General features: G+C 58.2%; 22 protein-coding genes, 1 tRNA gene and 1 pseudogene. 5 read left to right on the plus strand and 19 right to left on the minus strand.

The window, feature by feature from the left end; genetic code table 11:
- Positions 1-18 precede the first annotated feature (18 nt).
- Both ureG and QRN50_RS20695 read left to right on the plus strand, forming a co-directional pair.
- Complete coding sequence (gene ureG / locus QRN50_RS20690; protein WP_003407338.1) at positions 19-681, plus strand: urease accessory protein UreG; 663 nt, start codon at positions 19-21, stop codon at positions 679-681.
- On the plus strand, positions 678-1,535 hold the full coding sequence (locus QRN50_RS20695; protein WP_096126692.1) for an urease accessory protein UreD: 858 nt from the start codon (positions 678-680) through the stop codon (positions 1,533-1,535). Before ureG ends, QRN50_RS20695 begins: the two co-directional genes overlap by 4 nt.
- Before the next feature lie 225 nt (positions 1,536-1,760).
- Here QRN50_RS20695 and QRN50_RS20700 read toward each other — a convergent pair whose 3' ends face one another.
- The 3 genes from QRN50_RS20700 to QRN50_RS20710 all read right to left on the minus strand — a co-directional run bounded on the left by QRN50_RS20700 (position 1,761) and on the right by QRN50_RS20710 (position 6,671).
- Positions 1,761-4,880, minus strand: a complete 3,120-nt coding sequence (locus QRN50_RS20700) for an efflux RND transporter permease subunit (RefSeq protein ID WP_096126693.1) — start codon at positions 4,878-4,880, stop codon at positions 1,761-1,763.
- A complete protein-coding gene (locus tag QRN50_RS20705; RefSeq protein ID WP_024660715.1) occupies positions 4,877-5,980 on the minus strand; it encodes an efflux RND transporter periplasmic adaptor subunit in 1,104 nt (367 codons plus the stop codon). The genes QRN50_RS20700 and QRN50_RS20705 overlap by 4 nt, the downstream gene beginning before the upstream one ends.
- Before the next feature lie 76 nt (positions 5,981-6,056).
- The gene (locus tag QRN50_RS20710) at positions 6,057-6,671 is read right to left on the minus strand and encodes a TetR/AcrR family transcriptional regulator (RefSeq protein ID WP_060400716.1); all 615 of its coding nucleotides are present in this window, start codon (positions 6,669-6,671) and stop codon (positions 6,057-6,059) included.
- An 87-nt stretch (positions 6,672-6,758) separates the two neighbouring features.
- On the opposite strand from QRN50_RS20710, the gene QRN50_RS20715 reads away from it, so the two are divergent.
- On the plus strand, positions 6,759-8,231 hold the full coding sequence (locus QRN50_RS20715; RefSeq protein WP_024652278.1) for an efflux transporter outer membrane subunit: 1,473 nt from the start codon (positions 6,759-6,761) through the stop codon (positions 8,229-8,231).
- Between the two features lie 38 nt (positions 8,232-8,269).
- Here the strand turns inward: QRN50_RS20715 and QRN50_RS20720 are convergent, their stop codons facing one another.
- A complete protein-coding gene (locus tag QRN50_RS20720) occupies positions 8,270-9,361 on the minus strand; it encodes an NADH:flavin oxidoreductase/NADH oxidase (RefSeq protein ID WP_024638478.1) in 1,092 nt (363 codons plus the stop codon).
- 59 nt (positions 9,362-9,420) lie between these two features.
- Between QRN50_RS20720 and QRN50_RS20725 the strand changes: the two genes are divergently transcribed.
- On the plus strand, positions 9,421-9,756 hold the full coding sequence (locus QRN50_RS20725) for an ArsR/SmtB family transcription factor (protein ID WP_003407351.1): 336 nt from the start codon (positions 9,421-9,423) through the stop codon (positions 9,754-9,756).
- A 199-nt stretch (positions 9,757-9,955) separates the two neighbouring features.
- Here the strand turns inward: QRN50_RS20725 and QRN50_RS20730 are convergent, their stop codons facing one another.
- Positions 9,956-11,578, minus strand: coding sequence for a methyl-accepting chemotaxis protein (locus QRN50_RS20730; RefSeq protein ID WP_058399491.1), 1,623 nt, complete (start codon positions 11,576-11,578; stop codon positions 9,956-9,958).
- Positions 11,579-12,208: 630 nt separating this feature from the next.
- Here QRN50_RS20730 and QRN50_RS20735 point away from each other — a divergent pair.
- Positions 12,209-12,325, plus strand: a pseudogene (locus QRN50_RS20735) (transposase); the annotation flags it as partial.
- A gap of 75 nt (positions 12,326-12,400) precedes the next feature.
- On the opposite strand, the gene QRN50_RS20740 reads toward QRN50_RS20735, so the two are convergent.
- The 14 genes from QRN50_RS20740 to rpmI form a co-directional block, all read right to left on the minus strand.
- The gene (locus QRN50_RS20740; protein ID WP_096126694.1) at positions 12,401-13,933 is read right to left on the minus strand and encodes an alpha-amylase; all 1,533 of its coding nucleotides are present in this window, start codon (positions 13,931-13,933) and stop codon (positions 12,401-12,403) included.
- A 264-nt stretch (positions 13,934-14,197) separates the two neighbouring features.
- The gene (locus QRN50_RS20745; protein ID WP_096126695.1) at positions 14,198-15,520 is read right to left on the minus strand and encodes an MFS transporter; all 1,323 of its coding nucleotides are present in this window, start codon (positions 15,518-15,520) and stop codon (positions 14,198-14,200) included.
- Positions 15,521-15,603: 83 nt separating this feature from the next.
- Positions 15,604-16,482: an SMP-30/gluconolactonase/LRE family protein gene (locus tag QRN50_RS20750; protein WP_096126696.1), complete on the minus strand. Its 879-nt coding sequence runs from the start codon at positions 16,480-16,482 to the stop codon at positions 15,604-15,606.
- A 48-nt stretch (positions 16,483-16,530) separates the two neighbouring features.
- The gene (gene kce, locus QRN50_RS20755; RefSeq protein WP_057457147.1) at positions 16,531-17,463 is read right to left on the minus strand and encodes a 3,5-dioxohexanoate:acetyl-CoA acetone transferase; all 933 of its coding nucleotides are present in this window, start codon (positions 17,461-17,463) and stop codon (positions 16,531-16,533) included.
- A gap of 89 nt (positions 17,464-17,552) precedes the next feature.
- A complete protein-coding gene (locus tag QRN50_RS20760; RefSeq protein ID WP_011267485.1) occupies positions 17,553-18,341 on the minus strand; it encodes an SDR family oxidoreductase in 789 nt (262 codons plus the stop codon).
- Positions 18,338-19,060, minus strand: a complete 723-nt coding sequence (locus QRN50_RS20765) for a GntR family transcriptional regulator (protein ID WP_011267484.1) — start codon at positions 19,058-19,060, stop codon at positions 18,338-18,340. Before QRN50_RS20765 ends, QRN50_RS20760 begins: the two co-directional genes overlap by 4 nt.
- Positions 19,061-19,237: 177 nt before the next feature.
- A complete protein-coding gene (locus tag QRN50_RS20770) occupies positions 19,238-19,522 on the minus strand; it encodes a hypothetical protein (RefSeq protein ID WP_003407367.1) in 285 nt (94 codons plus the stop codon).
- 390 nt (positions 19,523-19,912) lie between these two features.
- Positions 19,913-19,989, minus strand: a tRNA-Pro gene (locus tag QRN50_RS20775).
- Between the two features lie 88 nt (positions 19,990-20,077).
- Positions 20,078-20,434 carry a MerR family transcriptional regulator gene (locus tag QRN50_RS20780; RefSeq protein ID WP_004408375.1) on the minus strand — a complete coding sequence of 119 codons (357 nt, stop codon included), beginning with the start codon at positions 20,432-20,434 and terminating at the stop codon, positions 20,078-20,080.
- Positions 20,415-20,717 (minus strand): integration host factor subunit alpha, encoded by a 303-nt coding sequence (gene ihfA, locus QRN50_RS20785; protein WP_002553164.1) that lies wholly within the window; start codon positions 20,715-20,717, stop codon positions 20,415-20,417. The genes QRN50_RS20780 and ihfA overlap by 20 nt, the downstream gene beginning before the upstream one ends.
- Positions 20,718-20,720: 3 nt before the next feature.
- Positions 20,721-23,099, minus strand: coding sequence for a phenylalanine--tRNA ligase subunit beta (gene pheT / locus QRN50_RS20790; RefSeq protein ID WP_060400722.1), 2,379 nt, complete (start codon positions 23,097-23,099; stop codon positions 20,721-20,723).
- 27 nt (positions 23,100-23,126) lie between these two features.
- On the minus strand, positions 23,127-24,143 hold the full coding sequence (pheS, locus tag QRN50_RS20795) for a phenylalanine--tRNA ligase subunit alpha (RefSeq protein ID WP_003367019.1): 1,017 nt from the start codon (positions 24,141-24,143) through the stop codon (positions 23,127-23,129).
- Between the two features lie 104 nt (positions 24,144-24,247).
- Positions 24,248-24,604 (minus strand): 50S ribosomal protein L20, encoded by a 357-nt coding sequence (rplT, locus tag QRN50_RS20800; protein WP_002553161.1) that lies wholly within the window; start codon positions 24,602-24,604, stop codon positions 24,248-24,250.
- A gap of 29 nt (positions 24,605-24,633) precedes the next feature.
- Complete coding sequence (gene rpmI / locus QRN50_RS20805) at positions 24,634-24,828, minus strand: 50S ribosomal protein L35 (RefSeq protein WP_002553160.1); 195 nt, start codon at positions 24,826-24,828, stop codon at positions 24,634-24,636.
- Positions 24,829-24,874: the final 46 nt, after the last annotated feature.

Below are 24,874 nucleotides of genomic sequence, written 5' to 3' on the forward strand. Positions count from 1 at the left end.
CGCAGAGGAAACCCGACAATGAGCCTGCCCTTGAACGCATCTGCCCCGCACACCGATGCCCACCCCCATCCCGGCGCTGCTCGCGTGGGCATCGGCGGCCCGGTGGGCTCGGGCAAGACCCGCCTGCTGGAACAATTGATTCCGCGCTTCATCGCGCGTGGTACCGAGCTGGCGATCATCACCAATGACCTTGCGACCCGTGAGGATGCCGAGCGTGTGCAGCGCAGCGGGCTGATCGACCCGCAGCGGGTTCGTGCGGTGGAAACCGGTGCCTGCCCGCACACCGCCATTCGTGAAGACCCGACCCTCAACCTGCAAATGGCCGATGAGCTGGAGGCGCGCTTCGGTAATCTTGATCTGGTGCTGATCGAATCGGGCGGCGACAACCTGGCCTCGACCTTTTCGCTGGATCTGGTGGACTACTGGATTTTCGTCATCGATGTGGCAGGCGGCGACGATATCCCGCGCAAACGCGGCCCCGGCGTTTTGAGCTGCGACCTGCTGGTGGTCAATAAATACGACCTGGCACCCTATGTGGGCGTCGACCTGCCGCGCATGCGGCGCGAGTCAGCGCAAGCGCGCAACGGCCAGCCGGTGCTGTTTACCAACTGCAACACCGGCGAAGGCGTCGACGCGGTGGTGGACGCGATAAGCCGTGCCGTGTTGTTCGACCGCACATGAACGCCCATCAATCGTCACTGCCCGCACAGACGAAAAGCACGGCACATATCGCCTTCAGCAAAGCGCCTTCCGGGGCCAGTTATGTGTCTCGTCAGGAAGTCGGCTACCCCTTCCATCTGGGACGTACCCTGACCCTGCCGCAAGACCCGCCCGGCATGGCGGCGGTCTACCTGCAATCGTGTTCGGGAGGCCTGTTCGCCGGGGAACAACTGCACCTGCATCTGCACGCAGGACCAGGCACCCAAGTGCACGTCAGCACCGGCGCTGCGACGGTCGCGCACAGCATGCTCGAGCAGTCGGCGCGGCAGACCGTGACACTGGTCGCCGAAGCCGATGCGCTGCTGGAGTACCTGCCGATGGCGACCATTCTGTTTCCACAGACGCGGCTGCATAGCCAGGTAAACGTGACATTGCACCCCGGTGCAAGAGTGCTGCTGTGTGATGCATTCTGCCTGCATACACCTCACGGCAGCGAGGGACTGCCCGACTTTTACCGCGCCGACCTGCAGGTCTACAGCCCGGCCGGAAAACTGTTGGCCGGTGACCGACTGGCAATTACCGGCGCAGACCTGCAACGCCGACTGCCCGGCGTGAGCGGACAACGGCAAGCCTTGGCAACGTTCATGCTGGTGGGTCAGGGTTTGCCGATAGAGGATTTGAAACGGACGTTGCGCGAAGCGTTACGGGACGTTGCCGATAGCTACCAGGGCGTCAGCGCACTGCCGAACGATTGCGGCGTGTCCGTACGCGTGATGAGCGCCGATGCAGTGGCGTTGCGTAATGCGCTGCATCTGGCCTGGGCGTGCGTTCGGCAGCAATTGACAGGACTTGCGCCGCGGGTGCGGCGCAAGTGAGCAGTCAGGCCTTTGCAGAGCACTTTCCAGGCTCAAACGACTTACGGCTTGCCTTCCCAGCGCCGAAAGAGAACGCTGGCATTGACCCCGCCAAATCCGGTAAGGCGAGATTACTATCAGCAGGACGAGCGGATCTTGCAACGCCAGCACCGAACGAATGTGCGGCAGTCGATTTTGTAGAACTGATCGCAAAGCCACTCCGCCTTTAAGCGTAACGATTCATGATCAGATCCCCTTCATCTCTGTGCCAGTTGAGGCATGACTGCTGGAATTTCGGGGTAGCGATCCTCTGTCCGGACGGATTTTGAACCAGATCGAATACATCGCTGGCAGGAAGACCAGCGTCATGACAGTCCCGCCGAGAGTGCCTCCGATCAGCGTGTAGGCAAGCGTGCCCCAGAACACCGAATGGGTCAGAGGAATGAACGCCAGGATCGCCGCCAGTGCCGTGAGCAGCACCGGGCGTGCGCGCTGTACGGTCGCTTCAACCACCGCATGAAACGGGTCGAGCCCTTGCTTTTCGTTATGGTCGATTTGCCCGATCAGGATCAAGGTATTGCGCATCAGAATGCCGGACAGCGCGATCAGCCCGACCAGGGCGTTGATACCGAACGGCTGATTGAACAGAAGCAATGTCGGCACAACGCCGATCAACCCGAGCGGCGCGGTGAAAAACACCATCATCATCGCCGACATCGAACGCACCTGAAGGATGATGATCAGCAAGGTGACGGCAATCATGATCGGAAACAGCGGCGCCAATGCCACAGTGGCCTTTGCCGACTCCTCTATTGATCCTGCCTGCTCGATCCGATAGCCCTGCGGCAGGCTGTCGATGATCGGCTGCAGTGCTTTCATGATCCCGGCGGAGACATCCGGCGGTTGCAGATCTTGCGCAATATCACCGCGCACGGTGATGGTCGGCACACGATCTCTACGGCGCAGAATCGGGTCTTCCATGCGCACTTCGACCACTCCGGCCTGCGACAAAGGAATACGCTGACCGGCAGCCCCCACCAGCGTAAAACCCTCGATCTTCGCAGGGTCCAGGCGGATGTCACCTGCCGCCCTGCCCATCACGTCCACTGAACGGATATCTTCGCGGACAGACGTGACAGGGATACCTGAGAGCAGGAACTGCAATTGCCGGGCAACTGCGCTCGAGGTCAGCCCGACGGCCTGCAAACGGTCCTGATCCAGAGAGAAATGCAGCGTGGGCACCCGTGTTCCCCAATCGCTGTTAACGGTACGCATCATCGGACTCGCCGCCATCACGGTTTCGACCCGCGTGGCGATCTCGCGCAATGTGTCAGGGGCTGGCCCGCTCACGCGATACGCCACGGGAAACGGTGAGTAAGGACCGAACACGAGCTGTGTGACCCGGACCCGGGCTTCAGGTGCAAGCCCGTCAGCAACAGCCTGACGAATCCGCAGCTTGAGCGCCTCACGTGCTTCCTGGCTTTCAGTCAGTACAACGATCTTTGCAAACGACGGGTCGGGCAGCTCCGGCGCCATTGCCAGATAAAACCGTGGCGAGCCCTGGCCGATGTAGGACGTGACGATCTTCGCGGCATCCTGCTTGTGCAGCCACGCCTCGACCTTGGCGGTGGTGGCGCTGGTCTGCTCGATGGACGTGCCATAGGGCATCTGCACTTCGATCAGTACTTCCGGGCGATCGGAGGTCGGGAAGAATTGTTTCTTGACTGCCCCCATTCCGAGAATCGCCACCACAAATGCAGCGATCACCGCACCCGCCACCCACCACTTCCTGGCAATGATATGGGCCAGAGCCCGTCTGAAACGATTGTAATGCGCCGTGTCGTAGATGGCGGCGTGTCCGCCTTCAACCGGCTTGATTTCCGGCAGCATCTTCACCCCCAGATAAGGTGTGAAGACCACTGCAACTATCCAGGAAGCAATCAGGGCGATGCCGACAATCCAGAACATGTTGCTGGTGTACTCGCCGGCAGTCGACTGCGCAAAGCCATTGGGCATGAAGCCGACAGCGGTCACCAGGGTACCGGCAAGCATGGGCGCCGCTGTGTGGCTCCAGGCATAGGCTGACGCCTTGATCCGGTCGTAGCCCTCCTCCATCTTCACCACCATCATTTCGATGGCAATGATTGCGTCGTCCACCAACAGGCCCAGCGCCAGGATCAGTGATCCCAAGGTAATACGATCGAAGTTCTTGCCCGTCGCTTCCATCACGACGAAGACCATGGCCAGCGTCAGCGGTACGGCTGCAGCGACCACCACACCGACTCGCCAGCCCATGCTGAGAAAGCACACCAGCATCACCACAAGCAAGGCGACGAAGAATTTGATCATGAACTCGTCAACGGCCGAACCGATGTTCACCGACTGGTCAGTGACCTTGGAAAGCGTCACTCCCAATGGCATGCCTTGGTTGATTCTGACCGTTTCTGCGTCCAGCGCCTTGCCCAGGTCCAGACCGTTCCAACCGTCGCGCATCACGATGCCCAGCAACAGGGCCGGCTCACCCTGATTGCGGACCAGAAAGGTCGCGGGGTCTTCATAGCCGCGCTCCACTGTCGCCACATCCTGAAGCTTCAGCGTTTTACCCCGCGCCACAATCGGCGTGTTGCGGATGTTCTCAAGCGTGTCGAAGGCACCGTCAAGACGCAGAAACACCTGCGGTCCGCTGGTTTCAATCGAACCGGCAGGCGTCAGGACGTTCTGGTCGTTGAGCGCCGAAAAAATGTCCTGAGGAGCGATACCCAACGTTGCCAGCCGCTCATGGGAGAACGACACGAAAATTCGTTCGGCTTGCTCGCCGATGATATTGATCTTCTTCACGCCCGGCACATGCAGCAGACGCTGGCGCAGTGACTCGGCATCGCGTACCAGCAGTCGCTGCGGCTCACCTTTGGCTTTCAACGCAAACAGCGCAAAGGTCACATCCGAGAATTCATCATTGACCATCGGACCAATGACCCCTGCGGGCAATGACTTCGCGGCATCACTGAGTTTCTTGCGCGCCTGATAAAACTCTTCCTGCACCTGAGAAGGTGGCGTCTTGTCTTGGAATGAAACCATAGTGAATGCCAGACCTGGCCGGGTGTAGGTCTCGCTACGGTCGTACCACTTCAATTCCTGCATACGTTTTTCAAGCGGCTCGGCGACCTGATCCTGCATCTCCTGAGCGGTTGCGCCAGGCCACGCAGAAATAACGGTCATTTGCTTGACGGTGAAAGGCGGATCTTCCGCACGCCCCAGTTTGAAAAATGAAAGCGTACCGGCCACGCCGATCAAAATAATCAGAAACAGCGTGATGGCGCGTTCGCGAACGGCCAGTGCAGAAAGGTTGAAGCGTCCCGGATTCATGGTTGCGCCTCAGCGGTGATACCACCCTGCTGCACGCGCACTTGCTCACCGTCGTGAAGTAAATGCGTGCCCAATGCCACGACCTGCTCACCGGCCTCGAGACCACCACTCACGTTTGCCGAATCGTCACTCACACCCAGCAGCTGTACGGCGCGCCAGGTGACTTGTGCAGGCGTACCTGCAATGACCCAGACACCTGGGCCTCGACCGGGGTCATGCAGAGCGGCAATGGGTATCGCCAGCGACTGCCGGGCAGGCTTGCCAGCGGCGATATCGAGGGACACCGTTGAACCCAGAGGTGCACTGATGTTTGAGCCTTCAAGCACATACCTGGCTTCAAACGTACGCGTCAGCGGATCTGCGGCGTCAGAGAGCAGCCGCAACCTTGCCGGTATGACGCGCGCACTGTCGCCATATAGTCTGGCCTCAGCCCGATCACCCATCGCCGGCCGCAAGGTTTCAGGCAGATGGACAATGGCTTCGCGTGGCCCGGCCTTTGCCAGCCTGACCACGGGCTGGCCTGCGCTGACGACCTGCCCAGGCTCGACCAAAGTGTCGACCACCACGCCGTCGGCGTCCGCCAGTAAGACGGCGTACCCGCTTGCGTTACGTGCCACGCTGGCCTGCGCTTGTGCAGCGTTCAGTTCTGCCTTGGCGGTGTCGGCCAGGGATTTGATCCTGTCGTAAGCGGAAGCGGATATCGCACCAGCGACGACCAGGTCACGGTTGCGCGCTTCGTCATCGGCGGTCTGCCTGGCGCGCGCCACAGCAGCGGCAACCGCCTGCTGTTGGGCCTGAGCCTGAAGACCAAGGTCAACGGGATCCAGGCGCATCAGCGGCTCACCGCGCTTGACGGTCTGGCCGGTATCAACCAGGCGCTCGAGCACCTTCCCGGAAACCCGAAACCCCAGTTCGCTCTGAACCCGAGCGACCACAACCCCGGTGAATGAACGGGAGGCTTGATCAGCATTTGCAACGGTGGCCGCCCTTACCAGAGGCGGCTGGGTACGTGGATCGCGCCCCCCGGACGACTCGCTGCACGCAGTCAGGAAGAGAGGCAATAACAACAAGGCAGTGGCTTTGGGTCTGAACAGGAGCATGGGATCCCTACTTGAAATCAAGTGAGCAGGGAAACGATTCTCCGTAAAGTGACCAAATTAGTCAATGGTCACAATTTCAGGGTGCCAGACTTCGCAGTATCAGCGCCGACAGATGGACCGGAGCCGTCGACACGATGTCGAGGTTGTATTGCAATTGCACCGGGTTGATGTACGGACGCATGACCAGGTGAATGGCCTGAACGGCCTCATCCAGAGGTGTCTTGCGCTCGAACTCTCCGGACTCCCTGCCCTCAAGAACGATTTGCTGGATGAGCTGGCGAATACGTTCGTCGTGCGCGGCAGCAGAAGGCCACTGATCACGGCCTGCGACAGCGGCTATGTCATACAGCTTCCGGTCGTGAAAAAACAGATCGCTACCCGCCTCCGCAAGCGAGCGGAACAGGCGCCGCAGCCTTTCGGAGGCCGTTGGTGCGTCGCTGATGGCCGAGTTCACCAGCGCCATGATCATCGCCAGCCGGTTCGAGCAGATCACTTCGCCGATGGCTTGCTTGGAGTCGAAGAACTTGTAGATGTAGGCCTTGGAAAAACCGATGGCCTTGGCCAGATCGGAGACCGTGGTTTTCTCATAGCCGTAGTGGCCGAAATGCTGTGTTGCCGCTTCGACAACCTGATCGCGAACGCTGTGGTCGGAGGGACCACGTGTTGGCGATGTCTTGATTTGATTAGTCATGTTTCCAGCTTAGCTATGTGAACACTCATTGACAACAAGTGACCGAATCGTAATATAGTCACGACCTGATCATCTCAAGGAATTTCCATGCGCACGCTTTGTACTTATGTACTGGTCATGAGCACCGGCCTGCTGTCGGGCTGCGCCGTGGGTCCGGATTACCAGCGCCCGGATGCGCCCCTGCCTGACCGCTATCTGACTCAACCACGTGGCGCTGCGAATATTACCGCGCATCCGCTTGTCAGTGCCGCGTGGTGGGACGGTTTTGATGATCCGTTACTGAGCAGCTTCGTGTCACGCGCACTGGCGCAGAACCTCGATCTCGCTCAAGCCAGCGCGCAACTGGCTCAGGCACGCGCCGGAGCAGATGCGGCAACCGCCGCCCTGCTCCCGTCGGGCAACATCGATGCACAGACGGCGCGGGCTCATCAATCGGTAGAGACTCCACTCGGCCAGGTGCTGAACTCGGCACCTGGCTACGATCGTTATGGCAATGCCTATGAAGCCAATCTGACCGCAAGCTGGGAGCTGGACGTTTTTGGCGGTTTGAAACGCAGTCGACAGGCTGCGCTGGCTGAATATCAAGCTTCGCAGGCAGGTGTCGCGGCTGCCAGGCTCGCTGTGGCAGCCCGGACCGCCGATACCTACATTAACATCCGTGGTCTGCAAGCCAGGCTGGCGATCACGAACCGACAACTTAAAACCCGGCAAGACCTTCTGGAAAAAGTCCAGCTCCTCCATGAGCGTGGTCTGTCCCCTGACTATGAAGTTCGTCAGATCGAAGCTGAGCTTCTACAGGTGCAGGCAACAGTGCCGATTCTGCAAACCGGTCTCGACGCTGCAATGAATGCGCTTGACGTGATGCTGGGCGTACCGCCTGGCACTCATCGGGGCTCCCTGGCTGAAAGGGGTCGAATCCCACACGCACCCGAGCTGGCGTCGACAGGAACGCCAGCCGATCTCCTCCGTCGCAGACCTGATCTGATCGTGGCCGAGCGGCGCCTCGCCGCGTCGAACGCGCGTATCGGCGTGGCGATCAGCGAGTATTATCCCAAACTCTCACTCAGCGCATTGCTGGGCAGCGCCACAGCCGTGTCGAGCGGCAATCTGTTTACCGGTGGTGCCAGTCAGTCAGCAGGTATTTTGGGGCTTCGCTGGAGGCTTTTTGATTTCGGCCGGGTGAACGCCCGGATCAGTCAAGCCAAAGGACAAGAGGCAGAGGCTCTGGCGGCTTATCGACAGTCAGTTTTGCGCGCCACTGAGGACGTTGAAAACGCTTTTTCTTCGTTGGCCAGTCGCGAAATTCAAGCTGCAATGCTGGGTAAAGGCGAAACTGCACTTGCTTCAGCCCGGCAATCGTCATTCGCAAGCTATAGCAAAGGTGCCGCCAGCTTGATCGAGGTGCTGCGCGCCGACGAGAAAATGCTGCAGGTCGCTGACGCCAAGGCGCAGGCCCAGGTCGAATCCGCGCAGGCGGCGGTCGCCGTATTCAAAGCGCTGGGTGGTGGTTGGCAAATGCCTCCCACCACTTCATCTGACGAGAAGATGCATACGCTGTAGGCGCCACCAACGAATGCATCCTTTCAGATCAGGCTTACTCAGCGATAACGTTCAAGCCAGTGAGCGTAAGGTGCAGGCAAGGTCCAGGCCGATTTTTCGACGCCCAGCTCCTTCGCCGCGAAGTAGGCCCAGTGGGGATCGGCCAGATGTGCACGGCCAATCGAGACCAGATCGAGCTGGCCTGACTTGACCGCCTCTTCAGCCAGCTTCGGCTCGCCAAAACCCCAGGCGCTGGTTACTGCAATATCCGCTTCACGGCGCACACGCTCGGCGATCGGCCCCATGAACGCAGGCCCCCATGGAATGTTGGCATCCGGGGTGCTGAAACCGACGCTGACGCTCAACAGATCCAGCCCGCCAGCCTTGAAGCGGCGCGCCAGTTCGATCGATTCTGCAAGCGTCTGCTCATCGCGACCGTCGTATTCGATAACGCCAAAACGCGCGGTGAGCGGCAGGTTCTCAGGCCAGACTTCACGCACTGCAGCCAGGGTTTCCAGCAGGAAACGGCTACGGTTATCGAAGCTGCCGCCGTACTCATCGGTGCGCTGGTTGGAATGCTCGGAGAAGAAGCTCTGCCCCAGATAACCGTGGGCAAAATGCAGCTCGATCCATTCAAAGCCGGCATCGCGGGCGCGACGCGCAGCATCGACGAAGTTCTGGCGAACACGCGCGATGTCGTCCAGGGTCATGGCGCGCGGGACTTTCGGCAGGTTGGCACCGAAGGCAATGGCGGACGGCGCGATGGTGTCCCAGCCGCGCGAATCGGACGCCGCGATATGGTCATCGCCTTCCCATGGACGATTGGCGCTGGCCTTGCGACCGGCGTGAGCAATCTGAATACCCGGCACGCATCCTGCGGCCTTGATGGCTTTGACGACAGGCACGAATGCCTGCGCCTGCTCGTCGTTCCAGATACCGGTGCAACCGGGGGTAATACGCCCTTCCGGCGCAACGGCGGTAGCTTCGACCACCAACAGACCCGCACCACCACGTGCCATGCTGGCCAGATGCACGTGGTGCCAGTCGTTGATAACACCTTCGGTTGCCGAGTACTGGCACATCGGAGGAATGGCGATTCGATTACGCAGCGTAACGTCTTTCAGTTTGAAGGGTTCGAACAATGCAGACATTGGAAAGCTCCCGTAGGCCAGATGACTTTTGGTTTCAGTTGTTCGATGGTAATCGAACTATGGCAATAAACGAAAGCCTTGATATCATCCACGGCATGCGAACCTTCCAACACCCCGATCCTGAAGACCTCACCCTCGAACGCTTACTCTATGCCTTGAGTGATCCCGTTCGCATGGGAATCGTGCGCTGCCTGGCCGGCGTTGCAGAGGCCACCTGCGGCGAACTGGACGGCGGACGCCCCAAATCCAGCATGTCCCATCACTTCCGCGTGCTGCGCGACGCCGGGCTTGTACAGACGCGCAATGTTGGCACCACGCACATGAACTCGCTTCGCAAACAGATGCTTGAGAGCCGTTTCCCGGGTCTGCTGGACAGTATTCTGGCTCAGCATTGACGTAAAAAATCGTCAGCCCTGAGAGAATCCGCGCTGCCATTTCATTGCATGAATTTCGATGCGCTGCTCGGGATCGTCATCCAGCGCATCAAAGGTTAGGCGCGTTTTTTGAATATGCAAAAAAAACCGGTATCAGCGCTTCGACTAATACCGGGGGTTTCAGCAGGGTGATCCTGCTGACGAGATGTGTCTTCAGACCTTAAAGCCGAAACTTTCCCACTTCCGTCTGCAGGCTGGTAGCGAGGTTCTTCAGGCCGCCGCTGGTCTTGAGCAATTCCTGAACCGATATGTTGTTCTGTTCAGCCATTTGCGCGGAGCGCTCGACGCTACGTGCGACATCCTGGCTCGCTGCGGTTTGCTCACGCAGCGCGAAGGATATCTGGTCGACCACTTGCAGAACCTTGCCCGAACTGTCGCGAATCTCGATGATCGCTTGACCGGCGGTGCCCGCCATTTCGACGCCTTCGTTCACTTCCTGAACGCCGCTACGCATGCTCTCGACGGTTTCCCGTACACCCGCCTGAATTTTCTCGATCATCCCGGCGATTTCCTTGGTGGACTTGCCGGTGTTCTGCGCCAGCAGGCGCACTTCGTCGGCAACCACTGCAAAGCCACGGCCTTGTTCACCGGCACGAGCAGCTTCGATGGCAGCGTTGAGGGCCAGCAGGTTGGTCTGGTCGGCAATGCCCTGAATCACGCTGACGATCGATGAAATGTGCTCGGAGTGCTGACCCAGGCCTGCGACCTGAGTAGAGGAAAGCTGCACGGTCCGGGCGATGCCATTCATGCTGGACAGGGTATTTTCGATGACCTGCGCACCGTCCTTCGACTGTTGCCCTGAACGACTGGCGAGTTCATGCGCCTCGTCGGCGTTTTCGGAAACGTGATGGATGCTGACGGTCAGCTCTTCGATCGTGGCCGCCATCGCCGAGGCGGACGTCGACTGTTCCTGGATAGCACCGGACAGTTGCTCGGACGCACCGGAAATCTGTTGTACGGCAACGACCAGCTGATTGGCAGCCTGGCTGATCTGTTGAATCATCTCGCGCAGGCGATTCTGCATACGATCAAAGGCTTTCGGCAGTTCGTCGTGGCTGCTGGTATCGATCACGGTGTCCAGCTTGCCATTGGCAATTGCCGTTGCGGCATCAATGGCGAGTTGCAAACGCGCCGTGGTACTGCGCCCCAATACAGCGGCAAGGATCATCGCGAGAACAGCCGCGGCCAGGCCGCCGCACATCAGGATCAGGATCGCCAAATGCTTGGCGTCCGTCATGTCCTGGCTACGCTGAACCAGCAACTTCTGCTCGGCACCGCTGATCTCGGCAAGTAAAGCGCGCATGCTGTCCATCTTGGCCTTGTCGGCCCCCGAGGTGATGCGTGCATCCAGTTCATCATCAGGCATATTGCGTGCAGTCAGTTCGCGGCGCAGGGCGATGATCGGATTGACATCTTCATCAAGCCAACGCTTCTGGGTGTCACCCAGTGCGGCCAGGCGGCGCTGTTGCTCCGCATTGTCGGCTGTCAGACGCTTGAGCGAATCGAGTTCTTCGATGAAGCGCTTCTCCCCCGCCACCAATGGCTCCAGAAACGCATCCTTTGAGGCAATGACAAAGCCGCGCATCCCGGTTTCGATATTGATCAGCTGTTCAAGGGCTAGTTGTGCTTCGCTCAGTACCTGATACGTATGGACATTGCTGTTAGTTGCCTCTTCGACCTGCTCAAAGCCTCTGTAAGCACTCGCGACCAGAACGGCGATAAATAGGATGATCGCGGCAAAGCTGAAGTACAGCTTTTGCGAGATGCTGAGTTTGCTGAACATGATGTCGATCCTGAACATAGCCGTTCCGTGGCTTGCATGGTGGGCGCTATCACTTGCAAAAATGGTTTAACCCACTTCATACGAATGATGTCATTGAGATACCACTCATGTCGCCCGCCTGCGCAGTAACTTTAGTGGCCCCAACTGCCTCGACACTGAGTAAAAGCCCTAAAACTGTCTAAGTATATGATCTTAAAGGATAAAAATTTTTAATTACAGTTGGCATTCAAACGTCTCGGAGAGCGAAAACTCCAAAAGTCTGACGAATAGACTGTCAAATTATTGTCTGTCATATTCATAACTTATCCGTTTGCGACACCTGAAATAGCGCAACTAGCGCCATTCATTAGTAATGAAAACACTAGTGTCCTGGGGTCAGTACGAAAAGTCGGCGAGCGAAGGTCAGGCAAGGCAAAAAACAGGCGAGGAACGGCCGGGGCCGCGTTCGACTCTGCGTGTTGTCAATGAGTATTCCGATCGGACTCGCGCTCTAGCCCGTTTTCAACGCAGCCTCACCGAGCGCAGCCACTTTTCGTACAGAGCCTAAGGGTTCACCGATCAAATCTGCGCTCACTGCCCACCCTACCCTGTACTGAAGTGACTCATCTCCCACCACAACAGGTAGCTGGCGGCAGGCGTGGACCGAAACCGTTGGAAACCATGCTGCGCATCCATCTGCTGCAGAACCGGTTTTCGATGAGCGACCCGGCAATGGAGGAGACGCTTTGCGAGATCACGCTGATGCGCCATTAGCCCGGGATGTCAGGAAGGCGCAGTCAAGTAGCAGGATAAGCGTCGTCCATGACGCCTACCCCGGTCTCGCTAGAGTTTAGAACCTGAATAAATGGCAATTGCCGGCACAACACTTCCACTATCACCCGGCACCGTCAGGCTTGCATTCCCTTTCCCGTCAACGGCGATTTTATTAGTGCACATTTCGTTGGGGGTAGAGAGTTTTTTTGTGATGACATCACAATAAATCCCTTCTGGAAGCCCTGTATTGAACGTCTTTAGCCATGCAGAGGCACTGTTGTTCAGGGCAACAAACCCGACATTGCCTCTACTGAATGCGATCTGATTGCCAGAGCCCGTAACCCAGTTATTCACGTCCTGCCCGTCAGTGGCACTGCGAAACTTGACCATGCTCGCAATTGCACTCGCACGGTGTATGAAGTCCCACCCTGAGCTGTTATTGGGATTGCCGCTTGCGTCTAATGGGCTTGCTGCGGGGGCATCCGCTTCAGGGTCACTGAAATTGAATCCCGAGTGAACCTGAGCCTCACCATAGGGCAATGCCAACATGAACACATTCGCGAGGTCATAGCGCTTGGAATTATACCTGTCGTTATACGACTGATTGCTGGCATTCAAGGATGCGTCTTGATTTCGCTCGGTGTCCCAGTTATTAACGAACACCGTAGATCGTTCTGGCGGCATCAGGCGAAAAGACCCGCCCCAGTTTCCGAATATCCCTATCATCGCCGGAATGGAGGCCAGGTTAAATCCGTCTTTTTGCCGAAAGGCTTTAAGAAGGGCTGTGGTGTAATTGAACTCATTCACCGTTCCGTTCTTATAGTAGTCTGAGCGACTGGAGCTGCCGTCGGGGATTATCTCCTGCGTGACCCAGATTTTTTCTCCGGAAACGGTCGTGGGATAGGCTGTTTTTACCGCCGCCAGAATCTTGTTTATGTCGTCGGAATTTTGATGTTTCGCAGCATCCAGTCGAAACCCATCGATCCCGAGCGAGAGTAACTTCTTCATGTAATTCGCCGCCACGCCCTGTACATAGCTGCTGGACTGATTCAAGTCAGGAAGGTTGTTGAGCCTGCAGTCTCTTACCTTCGCTGCATTACTCTGATAATCAGCAGACTCTATATAACAGAGGCTATGGAAGTCATTTTGGCTAAACTGCGGGTAGGCCAATGACTGGGCATCCCATGCAGAACCATCGGTGCTTTTAAAGGTTGCGCTCGAATCCCCCGCTACCTGGTTAATAACGATATCTGCATAGACCCTGACCCCGGCAGCGTGACAGGCACTGATCATTTCCTTTAACTCTGACTCCGTCCCCATGCGGCTGTCTAATGAGTTAAAGTTAACCGGCTTATAAATATCCCACCAGTGTCCCGCCACCTTGGATGCCTGAGGCGGAGATATTTGTACCGCCCCATAACCTATTGGCCCTATTGCGCTTGAACATTCTTTGGCCACATCATTCCACCGCCAGTGAAACATCTGGACAGACGCAGTAGCCGGGTTAAAAGCCGTATCGGCATGACTGAGTGAAGCCAGCATGCTCAAGCCGGTCACCGTGCCGGCGAAGAAGAATCCGTACAGAAGATTGTTCGAGTCCATGACGTGTCCTTACTGTTCCAGGGTTTAGGCTTTCTGTAGTTAGTTCATTCAAATCGACGATTCTGCTACTGAACACATTACAGAATGCATGCCTGGGCTTTCAATGCTTGAAATACGCTGGAGCAACGAGATGAGAGCAGACCAATTAGTGCCAGAGTGATGTCGCCGCTCACGGCAACGCAGGGGCCCCCGCGTCATCAAGCGTCTTGACGGTGGAGATCGGACACTCTGCTCACTCTGGCAACTTTCTTCAGAATGCCGGCATCACACGCTCCCCTGCACCGCCAATCCTTCGGGACGGTGAGAAAACAGCTGCAGGAACGCCCCGCCCAACGCGCAACCGGCCATGACGAAAAAGCACACGGTATAACCGCTGAGGCTGGTCCAGCCGCCGCCCATGGAAATCAGCGTCCCCATCAGTACCGGGGCAACGCCGCCGCCGATGAACATCACCGTGGTGATGATCCCGTTGGCTGTGGAGGTCGCCGAAGGTTGCGCCGAGTCGGAGGCGACCGCGTAGTAGATGGGCCAGACGGCATTGGCGACCAGGCCGAAAAGCAACTGTACGGCGATGACGATCAGGATGGTGTTGGCGAAGTAAAAGGCCCCGACACTGACCGCCATCCATATGCCACAGATGATCAGGGTGATGCGCCGGCCGATGATGTCCGACAGCGACGGCCAGATCAGTTGCCCGAGGATGCCGGTCAGTGTGAACACCACGCTCATTCCCGCAGACTCGGCCAGCGACAGGTTGAGGATGTTGTACAGGTAGGCCGGCAGGACAATGTTGACGCCCATGTACACCACTTGCGTGAGCAGGGTGTTACCGGCAGTCAGGGCGATATTGCGGTTGCTCAGCGTCGCCTTCACCGACTTCCAGACCTGGCCTTTTACATTGGTCGACGGCGTGCTGTCCGGCGGGGTCATGCCTTTGGCAGCAATGTCCACGTACAGCTGGGTGATGCGCTCGGCCGTCGAGTAGCGCGCCCAGAAGATCATCAATGGCAGTGCTACCACGAAGGCGAAGAAGAACACATAACGCCAGTTTTCCTCTCCGTAAGTGCTGATTACGAAACTGGCGACAATGCCGCTGAGCATCGCGCCGATGGGGTAACCGGTATGGTGCGCGCCCAAGGCAAAACCACGACGTTCTACTGGCCACCACTCGGCCGTGTTGCTGACGCCGACCGGCTCACCCCAGCCAGCGCCCAGATTCACCCCAACGCGCAAGGCGATGAAACTGGCAAGACTGCCACTCAATGCCTTGAAACCCGACAGAAAGGACAGCGCGGTATAACCCAGTACCAACGGCACCTGAAAGCGCGCCCTCTTCCACCCTCCGCCGTAGCGATCACTCCAGATGGAGCCAGGAATATCGAGAACGGCCAGCGCCAGCATGATAACCGTGGCCACCGTGCCCCACTGGTCTGCAGACAGGTCGAAATGCTTGGAAATCGTCGGCCCCAGACGCAAGACGATCTCGCGGTCATAGGCATTCAAAATCCAGATCATCCAGCAGACCAGCAACGACACCCACGAAAAACGATGAATCTTGCCCAGCGATGCATTTTTGTTATTTGGCATGGGAAATCTCCAGGCGTGCCGCACACGCCCCAGCGAGAAAGGGTTCAGTCGTCCTTAACGTTCAGGGTCGGTCTGTAGAAGGGTTAACTGGCAAAGCGCCGCTCGGCGATGCCTTTCACACCCAGCCCGGTGATGGCGAACAAGGCACCGCGCTGCTGGCCATCGTCAGGAAAGCGCGGCAACGGCGGCTTGGCCATGGAGGTGACGAACAGTGTGTCCAGATTCGGGCCGCCGAAGGTCAGACTGGTCACTTTCTTTACGGGCATGTCAATGATGCGATCCACCTGGCCGTCGGGGGTGTAACGCACCAGTTTTCCGGCATACACCAGCGCTTGCCACAGACAGCCTTCGGCGTCCACGGTGCAGCCATCCGCCGCGCCTCCCGTTGAGGTATCGACCTTGGCAAAGGTGCGTCTGTTGGCGACTGCGCCGCTGGCGTTGTCGTAATCGTAGGTCCAGATCTCCCCGGACCAGGTGTCGGCGAAATAAAAGGTGTCCCCGCCCGGACTCCAGCAAGGACCGTTGGACACGATAATGCCTTCATCCAGTGTGTGCAGGCTCAGGTCAGGATCGAGGCGATACAGCTTCGCGCTGGCCTGATCTTCCTGCGTGTCCATCGACCCCACAATGAACCGGCCCTGCCGATCGACCTTGCCATCATTGAGGCGATTGTTCGGCAAACCGGGCTCAGGGTCGACGATCAGCTCCAGATCGCCGCTCGGCAGGTCGAGGTTATAGATGCCCGTCTGCAGCGCCACAAGCGCCGCGTCACCGTGCTTGCGCAAGGCCATGGAACCGATTTTCTGGCCGACCTCCCAAGCGCGCAGTTCGCGCCCGTCGTCCGTGCAGCGCAGGACACGGCCGTCGAAGCTGTCGATCCAGTACAGGCGCTGTTGCTCGACATCCCAGAGCGGGCCTTCGCCCAGCGTGGTCTTCACGTCGACAACGATTTCGATACGCATTTTTCACCTCTGTCTTGTTGTTATTGAGATGACACATTTTTGCGGCGACTAGAAATCAACCTTGTCCTGCCCCTTCAGATCGAGCATTTCACGGGCTTCGTCCGGCGTTGCCACCTGCCCGCCCAGCGCTTCGATCACCGTGCGGATACGCTTGACCTGATCGGCATTGGACGCCGCCAGTTTGCCCGGCCCGTCCCACAGCGAATCCTCCAGACCGACCCGTACATGGCTGCCCATCGACAGGCCCATGGTGCCCAGCGGAATCTGATTGCGACCGGCCCCCAGGATCGACCATTGATAGGCATCGCCAAACAGGCGGTCAGCCGTACGGCGCATGTGCGCCAGGTCTTCAGGGTGCCCGCCGATCCCGCCGCGCAAACCGAATACAGACTGGATGAAAATCGGCGCCTTGAGCAACCCACGCTGCAGGAAGTGTGCTGCGGTATACAGATGGCCGATGTCATAGCATTCAATTTCAAAGCGTGTACGGTTCTCGGCACAGGTATTGAGAATGTGCGCGATGTCGCGGAAGGTGTTGCGGAAAATCCGGTCGTCGCTCTCGGCCAGATAGGGCCGCTCCCAGTCGTGCTTGAACTCGCTGTAGCGATCCAGCATTTCATACAGACCGAAGTTCATTGATCCCATGTTCAGCGAGGCGAGTTCCGGCTTGAGCTGCGCGACCGGTTGCAAGCGCTCTTCCACGCCCATGGTCGGCGCGCCGCCCGTGGTGATATTGATCACCACGTCGCTCTTGGCCTTGATCTGCGGCAGGAACTGCCGAAACAGATCGACATCCTGACTGGGCCTTCCGTCACGTGGGTCGCGGGCGTGCAAATGAACGATCGAGGCCCCGGCCTCGGCGGCACCGATGGCTGCATCGGCGATTTCCTGCGGCGTGATCGGCAAATGAGGCGACATCGACGGCGTGTGAATTGCACCCGTTACGGCGCAGGTAATGATGACCGGACGTTTTTTGGGCATGAGCATTCTCCATTCTTGTTGTTGGCGAGAAGTCTGATGTGGAACATGACTCGGACGAGGTCCGGTCATCGTTGCTATCGGGCGAATCCTCAGAGGTACTCGACGTTGCCATCCACACTGATGGCCTGCCCCGTTACGTTGCGGGCGGCCGGCGAGCATAAAAAGAGCGCCATCGCGGCGACGTCTTCGGCGGTGACCATGCGCTTGAGCGAGATCTTTTTCAGGTACTCCTCGCGCATCTCCTCCTCCGGCACGTTCATTTGTTGCGCACGGGCCCGGATCACTCCATCCATGCGCGGGCCTTCGACGATACCGGGCAGCAAGGCATTGACGCGGATATCACTTTCACCCAACTCGGACGCCAGCGACTTCATCAGCCCGACAATCGCCCACTTGGTCGCGGCATACGGGGTGCGCCAGGCATAGCCCAGGCGACCGGCGACGGAGGCGATATGGATCAGGTGAGCGTTGGGTGAGGCCTTGAGCAACGGCACAGCGTGATGAGCGAAGCGGTACTGCCCGGTGAGATTGATGTCGATGGTGCGCTGCCACTCTTCTTCGCTAATGGCATCGATCCCTGCCGTCGGACCGGCGATCCCGGCGTTGTTGATCAGCACATCAAGACCATCGAAGCGTGCCCGCTGCACCCTGAATACCGCTTCGATCTGCGCCGGATCAGCGACGTCTGCGTGGGTGGCGACGCTGCCTGGATGGCGATCGAGGAATGCCGCAATGGCCGCCTCGCTGACATCGCACACGTGTACCTTTGCCCCCGCTTCCAGGTAAGCCGCCGCCAACACCTCACCAATCCCGGCTGCACCGCCGGAAATCAGGACGCGCAGCCCTGCATAGGGAACCAGCCGATTGAGAACACTCATGCTTTTTTCACTCCCGAGACACGCGACCTGGAGCGGTCGCTCTTTGCGATCAGGCGCGTCAGAGAGTCGGCAGCCTGCATGATGTCGTCGGTGACAGCTGCACGAGCCGCCGCCCCATCACGCGCCGCCAAAGCCTCGACGATACGGTTGTGTGCTTCCATCGAACGCTGAAGGTGCGCCCGGTCAGGCGCAACCAGCGCGAAACACGGGCCGATGTGCAGCCAGAAGTTCTCTACTGCCGCAACGATCAGCTCAGCCTTGGCCACCGCGTAAATGCGCCGGTGAAAGGCAAAGTTGGTCCACAGATAGAGCGCGACATCAACGCTGTCGGCAGCCTTCTGCATCTGCCCGCAGAGCTGGCTGATGTCTTCAAGATCGGCGTCGTTGATCAGAACCACGGCTTTCTCGGCCAACAGACCTTCCAGCGCCACCCGCGCGTCGCGAATCTCGCGCAACCGCTCCGGGGTTATCATGGGCACACGCAGCCGGGCGGTTTCGGTGACTTCGAAGGCGTTCTCGGCGCTAAGACGATTCAACGCCTCGCGCACCGGCATCGGACTGGAACCCAGCGCCTCGGCCAGACCACGGATCGTCAGCTTCTGACCCGGCTGAAAGCGCCCGCTCATCAGTGCTTCACGAATCTGTCGGTAGACCTGGTCCTGGAGGGTATCGCGAGAGACCTGGCGCATGGGCGGCAGGAGGATGGGACGGTCTGTCATGGGGAGTGACTCATATTGGCTTTCTTATGAAGCGAATATGTGATCACAAATAACATATGTCAAATTGTTTTTTTGGAGACCGTGGGTGCTCAGTGGGAGCTGGTGTCGTGGGGCTACGGGTAAAGCGTTGGCGCGAGAGAAGGTTTCAGACGTCAATACTGCGTCTTACATAGATCGTCAGGCCCAAAGCCAAGCGAATAAAAACCTGATATTGATACCGATGATAATCAACGCCGTCAGCAAACCGGGTAAACGCCAAAGGCCAAGCAGCAGAAACAGGAAAGGATTTAAAAGGCCTATCAGAATCAGGACAACCGTGTGGATACCTGAGCTTTCCGAACCAAGCAGGTCCCAGATCAGTATCCCCGCCCACACCATCCAACACGCATACATCGTTATACCGTCAACCCGGTAAAAGGCACGCTTGAAAGCACTTCCCACGGTATCGGAATCGTTGAGCATCAGTGCATCCATACGTAAATTGATTCGCGCGATACGCGATAGTAGCTGAACCGAATCGCAAAGCTCCAATAGCCCTCTCTAACTCAGCCTCAGCGGCGGGGCCACCTCACGCCAATGCGTGAAAAGTGGGAGCGTCAGATCAGCAAGGAAACAGGATTGACTGGGGCCTGACGGCATCACCTATTGATCCATGAGATGGTTTAGGACGGGACTAGTGCTCGGACCTGGATATCTGATGTAGGCAGCAAAGAGGGTGTCAGAAAATGATCACACGGGCCGTTTGTGACATTTTGGAAAAGTTGAAAACCATCGAGAGACAGCGAGTCACTCAAAACTCACGCACATGAAAAAGCCCAATCTTCTCAGATTGGGCTGACTCATTGAAAAATATGGTCGGGACGGAGTGATTCGAACACTCGACCCCTAGCACCCCATGCTAGTGCGCTACCGGACTGCGCTACGCCCCGACTAGGCGTGTATCTGTTTTGCAACCTGCGAAAACGTTGAGGAATATACCCTAAGCATTTGAATTTTGGAAGTATCCTGACTGCTCAATTACGCCTTGAGCATGACGAGTACGTCTTCCAGCTCCGCAATCATCTCGCGAATCATCTGCTTGTACTGCTGGGTGTCATCCTTTGGTTCACCGGCGGTAAGACGAAGTCGGGCGCCACCGATGGTGAAGCCCTGATCGTATAGCAGGCCGCGGATCTGGCGGATCATCAGCACGTCCTGGCGCTGATAATACCGACGGTTTCCGCGTCGCTTGACGGGGTTGAGTTGAGGAAACTCCTGCTCCCAATAACGCAGAACGTGCGGTTTTACCGCGCAGAGCTCGCTGACCTCACCGATGGTGAAGTAGCGTTTGCCGGGGATCGGCGGCAGCTCGTCGTTATGACTTGGTTCCAGCATATGCCTCAACTCGGGCCTTCAGCTTCTGCCCTGGACGAAAGGTGACCACACGGCGCGCCGTAATCGGAATCTCTTCACCGGTCTTGGGATTTCTCCCAGGCCGCTGGCGCTTGTCTCGAAGGTCGAAGTTGCCGAAACCTGACAACTTCACCTGCTCGTTATCTTCCAGAGCGTGCCTGATTTCTTCAAAAAACAGTTCGACCAGTTCCTTGGCTTCCCGTTTATTCAGGCCCAGCTCTTCGTACAGACGTTCGGCCATCTCAGCTTTCGTCAGAGCCCCCATACGCTACTTCCTTAACGTGGCGTTTAACCTCTCCTCAAGCGAGGTGAGGATAGCAAGTGTCGTTGCGTTTACCTCATCGTCATTAAGAGTGCGTGATGGATGCTGCCAGGTCAAGCCGACTGCAAGGCTTTTTCTATGCGGATCAATGCCTTTACCCTGGTAAACATCAAATAACCTGAGGTCTGTGAGCCACTCGCCTGCATTTTCACGAATAACGTCCAGAACCGCACTGGCCGAAACATCCCGATCGGCCAGCAGCGCCAGGTCGCGGCGCACTTCAGGGAAGCGCGACAGCTCGTGGAATTTCGGCAGACGGCCGGTCGACACTTCCGCCAGAACCAGCTCGAAAACAAACACCGGACGATCCAGCCCCAGGGTTTTCGACAGTTCCGGGTGAATGGCGCCCAGGAAACCGACCTCACGGCCATCACGCTCGATGCGCGCCGTCTGGCCTGGGTGCAAGGCAGGATGCTGACCCGGCGTGAAGGTGAACTCGCCCAGTGCACCGGCAAAGCCCAGAACCGCTTCAACGTCAGCCTTGACGTCGAAGAAATCGACTGCATCACGACCTTGCGCCCAGCCTTCCGGCAGGCGGCTGCCGCAGACAACGCCCGCCAGCATGGGCTCTTGCTTCAAGCCATCGAGCTGACCGACGAAGCGCAGGCCGCTTTCGAACATCCGCACGCGGTCCTGCTGGCGGTTGAGGTTGTGCTGCAGCGCCTTGACCAGACCCGGCCACAACGAGGCACGCATGGCCGCCATGTCATTGGAGATCGGGTTGGCCAGCAGCAAGGGCTTGGCGCCCGGCGAGAACAGCTCGAACCATTTCGGGTCGATGAAGCTGTAGGTGATCGCTTCCTGATAACCGCGGGCAACCAGCAGGCGGCGCAGCTCAGGCAGATCGCCCCTGGCTTCGGCCTTGGCCTGAGGAGCCAGACGGGCCTGTGGATAGCGGACCGGCAGACGGTTGTAGCCGTAAAGACGTGCCAGCTCTTCGATCAGGTCGACTTCAAGGCTGATGTCGAAACGATGACTTGGCACTTCGACACGCCATTGCCCATCGGCTTCGGCAGTCACAGCCAGACCGAGACCTTTCAGCAGGCGTTCGATTTCAGCGTTTTCGATCACCAGACCGAGCATCTGCTCGACGCGGCTGGCGCGCAGCGTAACCGGGGCGATCGACGGCAAATGCTGCTCGCTGACCACTTCGATCACGGGGCCGGCTTCGCCACCGGTGATTTCCAGCAGCAGGCCAGTGGCCCGCTCCATGGCTTCACGGGCCAGTTGCCAGTCCACACCACGCTCGTAGCGGTGCGAAGCGTCGGTATGCAAGCCATAGGAACGCGCCTTGCCGGCCACCGAAATGGTGTCGAAGAACGCGCTTTCCAGGAAAATATCGCGAGTACCGGCAGTCACACCGCTGTGCTCGCCACCCATGACACCGGCGATTGCCAGCGCGCGCTGGTGATCGGCAATGACCAGCGTGTCGGCACGCAGGCTGACTTCCTGGCCGTCGAGCAGAACGAGCTTCTCGCCCTCCTCGGCCATACGCACACGAATCCCGCCGTTGATTTCGGCCAGATCGAACGCATGCAGAGGCTGACCCAGTTCCAGCATCACGTAGTTGGTGATGTCGACAGCGGCATCGATGCTGCGCACGTCGGAACGACGCAGACGCTCGACCATCCACAGCGGGGTCGGACGCGACAGGTCGACGTTGCGGATCACACGGCCCAGGTAGCGCGGGCATGCAGCCGGCGCCAGCACTTCGACCGGGCGCACTTCATCGTGTACAGCGCTGACAGCAGCGACCTGCGGACGGGTGACCTCAGCGGCGTAAAGCGCACCGACTTCACGCGCCAGACCGGCCACCGACAGGCAGTCGCCACGGTTCGGGGTCAGGTCGACCTCGATGCTGGCATCGTCCAGGCTCAGATAGACACGAATGTCCTGGCCAACCGGTGCATCAGCAGCCAGTTCCATCAGGCCATCATTGCCCTCGCCGGCCTGCAACTCGGCAGCCGAACACAACATGCCGTTGGACTCGACGCCGCGCAGCTTGGCTTTCTTGATCTTGAAATCGCCCGGAAGCTCGGCGCCGATCATGGCGAATGGAATTTTCAGGCCTGGACGCACGTTTGGCGCGCCACAGACGACCTGAAAGGTTTCGCTGCCATTGCTGACCTGACACACACGCAACTTGTCGGCATCGGGGTGTTGCTCGGTGCTCAGCACCTCACCCACTACCACGCCGCTGAAAACGCCGGCGGCCAGCGTCACGCTGTCAACCTCAAGACCGGCCATCGACAGACGAGCAACCAGCTCGTCGCGGGAAACCTGCGGGCTTACCCAGCCGCGCAGCCATTGTTCACTGAATTTCATCCTGCTCTCCTGATGGGTTCGTACGACTTAGCGAAATTGCGCGAGGAACCGCAAATCGTTGTCGAAGAACAGGCGCAAATCATTGACGCCGTAACGCAGCATGGCCAGACGCTCTACGCCCATGCCGAACGCAAAACCCTGAAACTCTTCAGGATCGATGCCGGACATGCGCAGCACGTTCGGGTGGACCATGCCGCACCCCATGACTTCAAGCCAGCCGGTCTGCTTGCAGACGCGGCAGCCCTTGCCACTGCACATCACGCATTCCATATCCACTTCCGCCGAGGGCTCGGTGAAAGGGAAATACGAAGGACGGAAGCGCACGGCCAGCTCTTTCTCGAAGAACACACGCAGGAACTCTTCGATGGTGCCTTTCAGATCGGCAAAATTGATGTCGCGATCGACCAGCAGGCCTTCGATCTGGTGGAACATCGGCGAGTGGGTGATATCCGAGTCGCTACGGTACACACGGCCTGGGCAGACGATGCGGATCGGCGGCTGCTGCGATTCCATGGTGCGTACCTGTACCGGCGAGGTGTGGGTGCGCAGCAGCATGTTCGCGTTGAAATAGAAGGTGTCGTGCATCGACCGGGCCGGGTGGTGGCCTGGGATGTTGAGCGCCTCGAAGTTGTGGTAATCGTCTTCCACTTCAGGGCCTTCGGCGATGCCGTAGCCGATGTGCGTGAAGAATTGTTCGATACGTTCCAGAGTACGGGTAATGGGGTGCAGACCACCTGAGGTCTGACCGCGGCCCGGCAGGGTCACATCGATGCATTCGGCTGCGAGCCTGGCAGTCAGTTCTGCCTGCTCAAACGATGCCTTGCGTGCATTGAGAACCTCTGTGACACGTTCCTTGGCAACGTTGATCAGCGCTCCGACTTGCGGACGCTCTTCAGCTGGCAGGTTCCCCAGGGTCTTCATCACCTGAGTCAACTCGCCTTTCTTGCCGAGGTAGTGAACCCGGATTTGCTCCAGGGCATTGATATCTTCGGCGCTTTGCACAGCCTCAAGAGCTTGAGAGACCAGCGCGTCCAGGTTTTCCATGTACAGACTCCAGATACAAAATAGGGGAAGAGCTGAAGGCTCTTCCCCTATTTATGACGTTTAACACCGACCCCGGAGAACCGGGGCAAGTGATTGTCGGGGACTTAGGCCAAGGTGGCTTTAGCTTTCTCGACAATCGCAGCAAACGCCGCTTTTTCGTTCACTGCCAGATCAGCCAGAACCTTACGGTCGATCTCGATGGACGCTTTTTTCAGGCCAGCAATGAAACGGCTGTAGGACAGACCGTTAACACGAGCACCAGCGTTGATACGAGCGATCCACAGAGCGCGGAACTGACGTTTTTTCTGACGACGGTCACGGTAGGCGTATTGGCCTGCCTTGATTACCGCTTGCTTGGCAACACGGAATACGCGTGAACGCGCGCCGTAGTAGCCTTTTGCAAGTTTCAGAATTTTTTTGTGACGCTTACGGGCAATGACGCCACGCTTTACACGAGCCATGAGTTACTTCCTCTATATCTTGATCAAAATTAACGAAGGCGCAGCATGCGCTCGACTTTTGCCACGTCAGACGGATGCAGCAAGCTGCTACCGCGCAATTGACGCTTACGCTTTGTCGACATTTTGGTCAGGATGTGGCTCTTGAAAGCGTGCTTGTGCTTGATGCCGTTGGCGGTTTTCAAAAACCGCTTAGCTGCACCACTTTTAGTCTTCATCTTTGGCATGTTCGGATACTCCGCATTCAGTTGATAAATATAACCGCAAGGCCTG

It is taken from the genome of Pseudomonas sp. MEJ108, from assembly GCF_030208985.1.
In the GTDB taxonomy this organism is placed as follows: domain Bacteria; phylum Pseudomonadota; class Gammaproteobacteria; order Pseudomonadales; family Pseudomonadaceae; genus Aquipseudomonas; species Aquipseudomonas fragariae.

Bases quoted from the DNA above. Each gene is read 5' to 3' on its own strand.
- QRN50_RS20750 (WP_096126696.1), bottom strand. From the start codon at position 16,482: ATGCGTATCGAAATCGTTGTCGACGTGAAGACCACGCTGGGCGAAGGC.
- kce (WP_057457147.1), bottom strand. From the start codon at position 17,463: ATGCCCAAAAAACGTCCGGTCATCATTACCTGCGCCGTAACGGGTGCA.
- pheS (WP_003367019.1), bottom strand. From the start codon at position 24,143: ATGGAAAACCTGGACGCGCTGGTCTCTCAAGCTCTTGAGGCTGTGCAA.
- QRN50_RS20700 (WP_096126693.1), bottom strand. From the start codon at position 4,880: ATGAATCCGGGACGCTTCAACCTTTCTGCACTGGCCGTTCGCGAACGC.
- QRN50_RS20745 (WP_096126695.1), bottom strand. From the start codon at position 15,520: ATGCCAAATAACAAAAATGCATCGCTGGGCAAGATTCATCGTTTTTCG.
- QRN50_RS20720 (WP_024638478.1), bottom strand. From the start codon at position 9,361: ATGTCTGCATTGTTCGAACCCTTCAAACTGAAAGACGTTACGCTGCGT.
- ihfA (WP_002553164.1), bottom strand. From the start codon at position 20,717: ATGGGGGCTCTGACGAAAGCTGAGATGGCCGAACGTCTGTACGAAGAG.
- QRN50_RS20715 (WP_024652278.1), top strand. From the start codon at position 6,759: ATGCGCACGCTTTGTACTTATGTACTGGTCATGAGCACCGGCCTGCTG.
- QRN50_RS20760 (WP_011267485.1), bottom strand. From the start codon at position 18,341: ATGAGTGTTCTCAATCGGCTGGTTCCCTATGCAGGGCTGCGCGTCCTG.
- QRN50_RS20765 (WP_011267484.1), bottom strand. From the start codon at position 19,060: ATGACAGACCGTCCCATCCTCCTGCCGCCCATGCGCCAGGTCTCTCGC.
- QRN50_RS20710 (WP_060400716.1), bottom strand. From the start codon at position 6,671: ATGACTAATCAAATCAAGACATCGCCAACACGTGGTCCCTCCGACCAC.
- pheT (WP_060400722.1), bottom strand. From the start codon at position 23,099: ATGAAATTCAGTGAACAATGGCTGCGCGGCTGGGTAAGCCCGCAGGTT.
- QRN50_RS20780 (WP_004408375.1), bottom strand. From the start codon at position 20,434: ATGCTGGAACCAAGTCATAACGACGAGCTGCCGCCGATCCCCGGCAAA.
- QRN50_RS20705 (WP_024660715.1), bottom strand. From the start codon at position 5,980: ATGCTCCTGTTCAGACCCAAAGCCACTGCCTTGTTGTTATTGCCTCTC.
- QRN50_RS20740 (WP_096126694.1), bottom strand. From the start codon at position 13,933: ATGGACTCGAACAATCTTCTGTACGGATTCTTCTTCGCCGGCACGGTG.
- rpmI (WP_002553160.1), bottom strand. From the start codon at position 24,828: ATGCCAAAGATGAAGACTAAAAGTGGTGCAGCTAAGCGGTTTTTGAAA.
- QRN50_RS20695 (WP_096126692.1), top strand. From the start codon at position 678: ATGAACGCCCATCAATCGTCACTGCCCGCACAGACGAAAAGCACGGCA.
- QRN50_RS20725 (WP_003407351.1), top strand. From the start codon at position 9,421: ATGGCAATAAACGAAAGCCTTGATATCATCCACGGCATGCGAACCTTC.
- QRN50_RS20730 (WP_058399491.1), bottom strand. From the start codon at position 11,578: ATGTTCAGCAAACTCAGCATCTCGCAAAAGCTGTACTTCAGCTTTGCC.
- ureG (WP_003407338.1), top strand. From the start codon at position 19: ATGAGCCTGCCCTTGAACGCATCTGCCCCGCACACCGATGCCCACCCC.
- QRN50_RS20770 (WP_003407367.1), bottom strand. From the start codon at position 19,522: ATGCTCAACGATTCCGATACCGTGGGAAGTGCTTTCAAGCGTGCCTTT.
- rplT (WP_002553161.1), bottom strand. From the start codon at position 24,604: ATGGCTCGTGTAAAGCGTGGCGTCATTGCCCGTAAGCGTCACAAAAAA.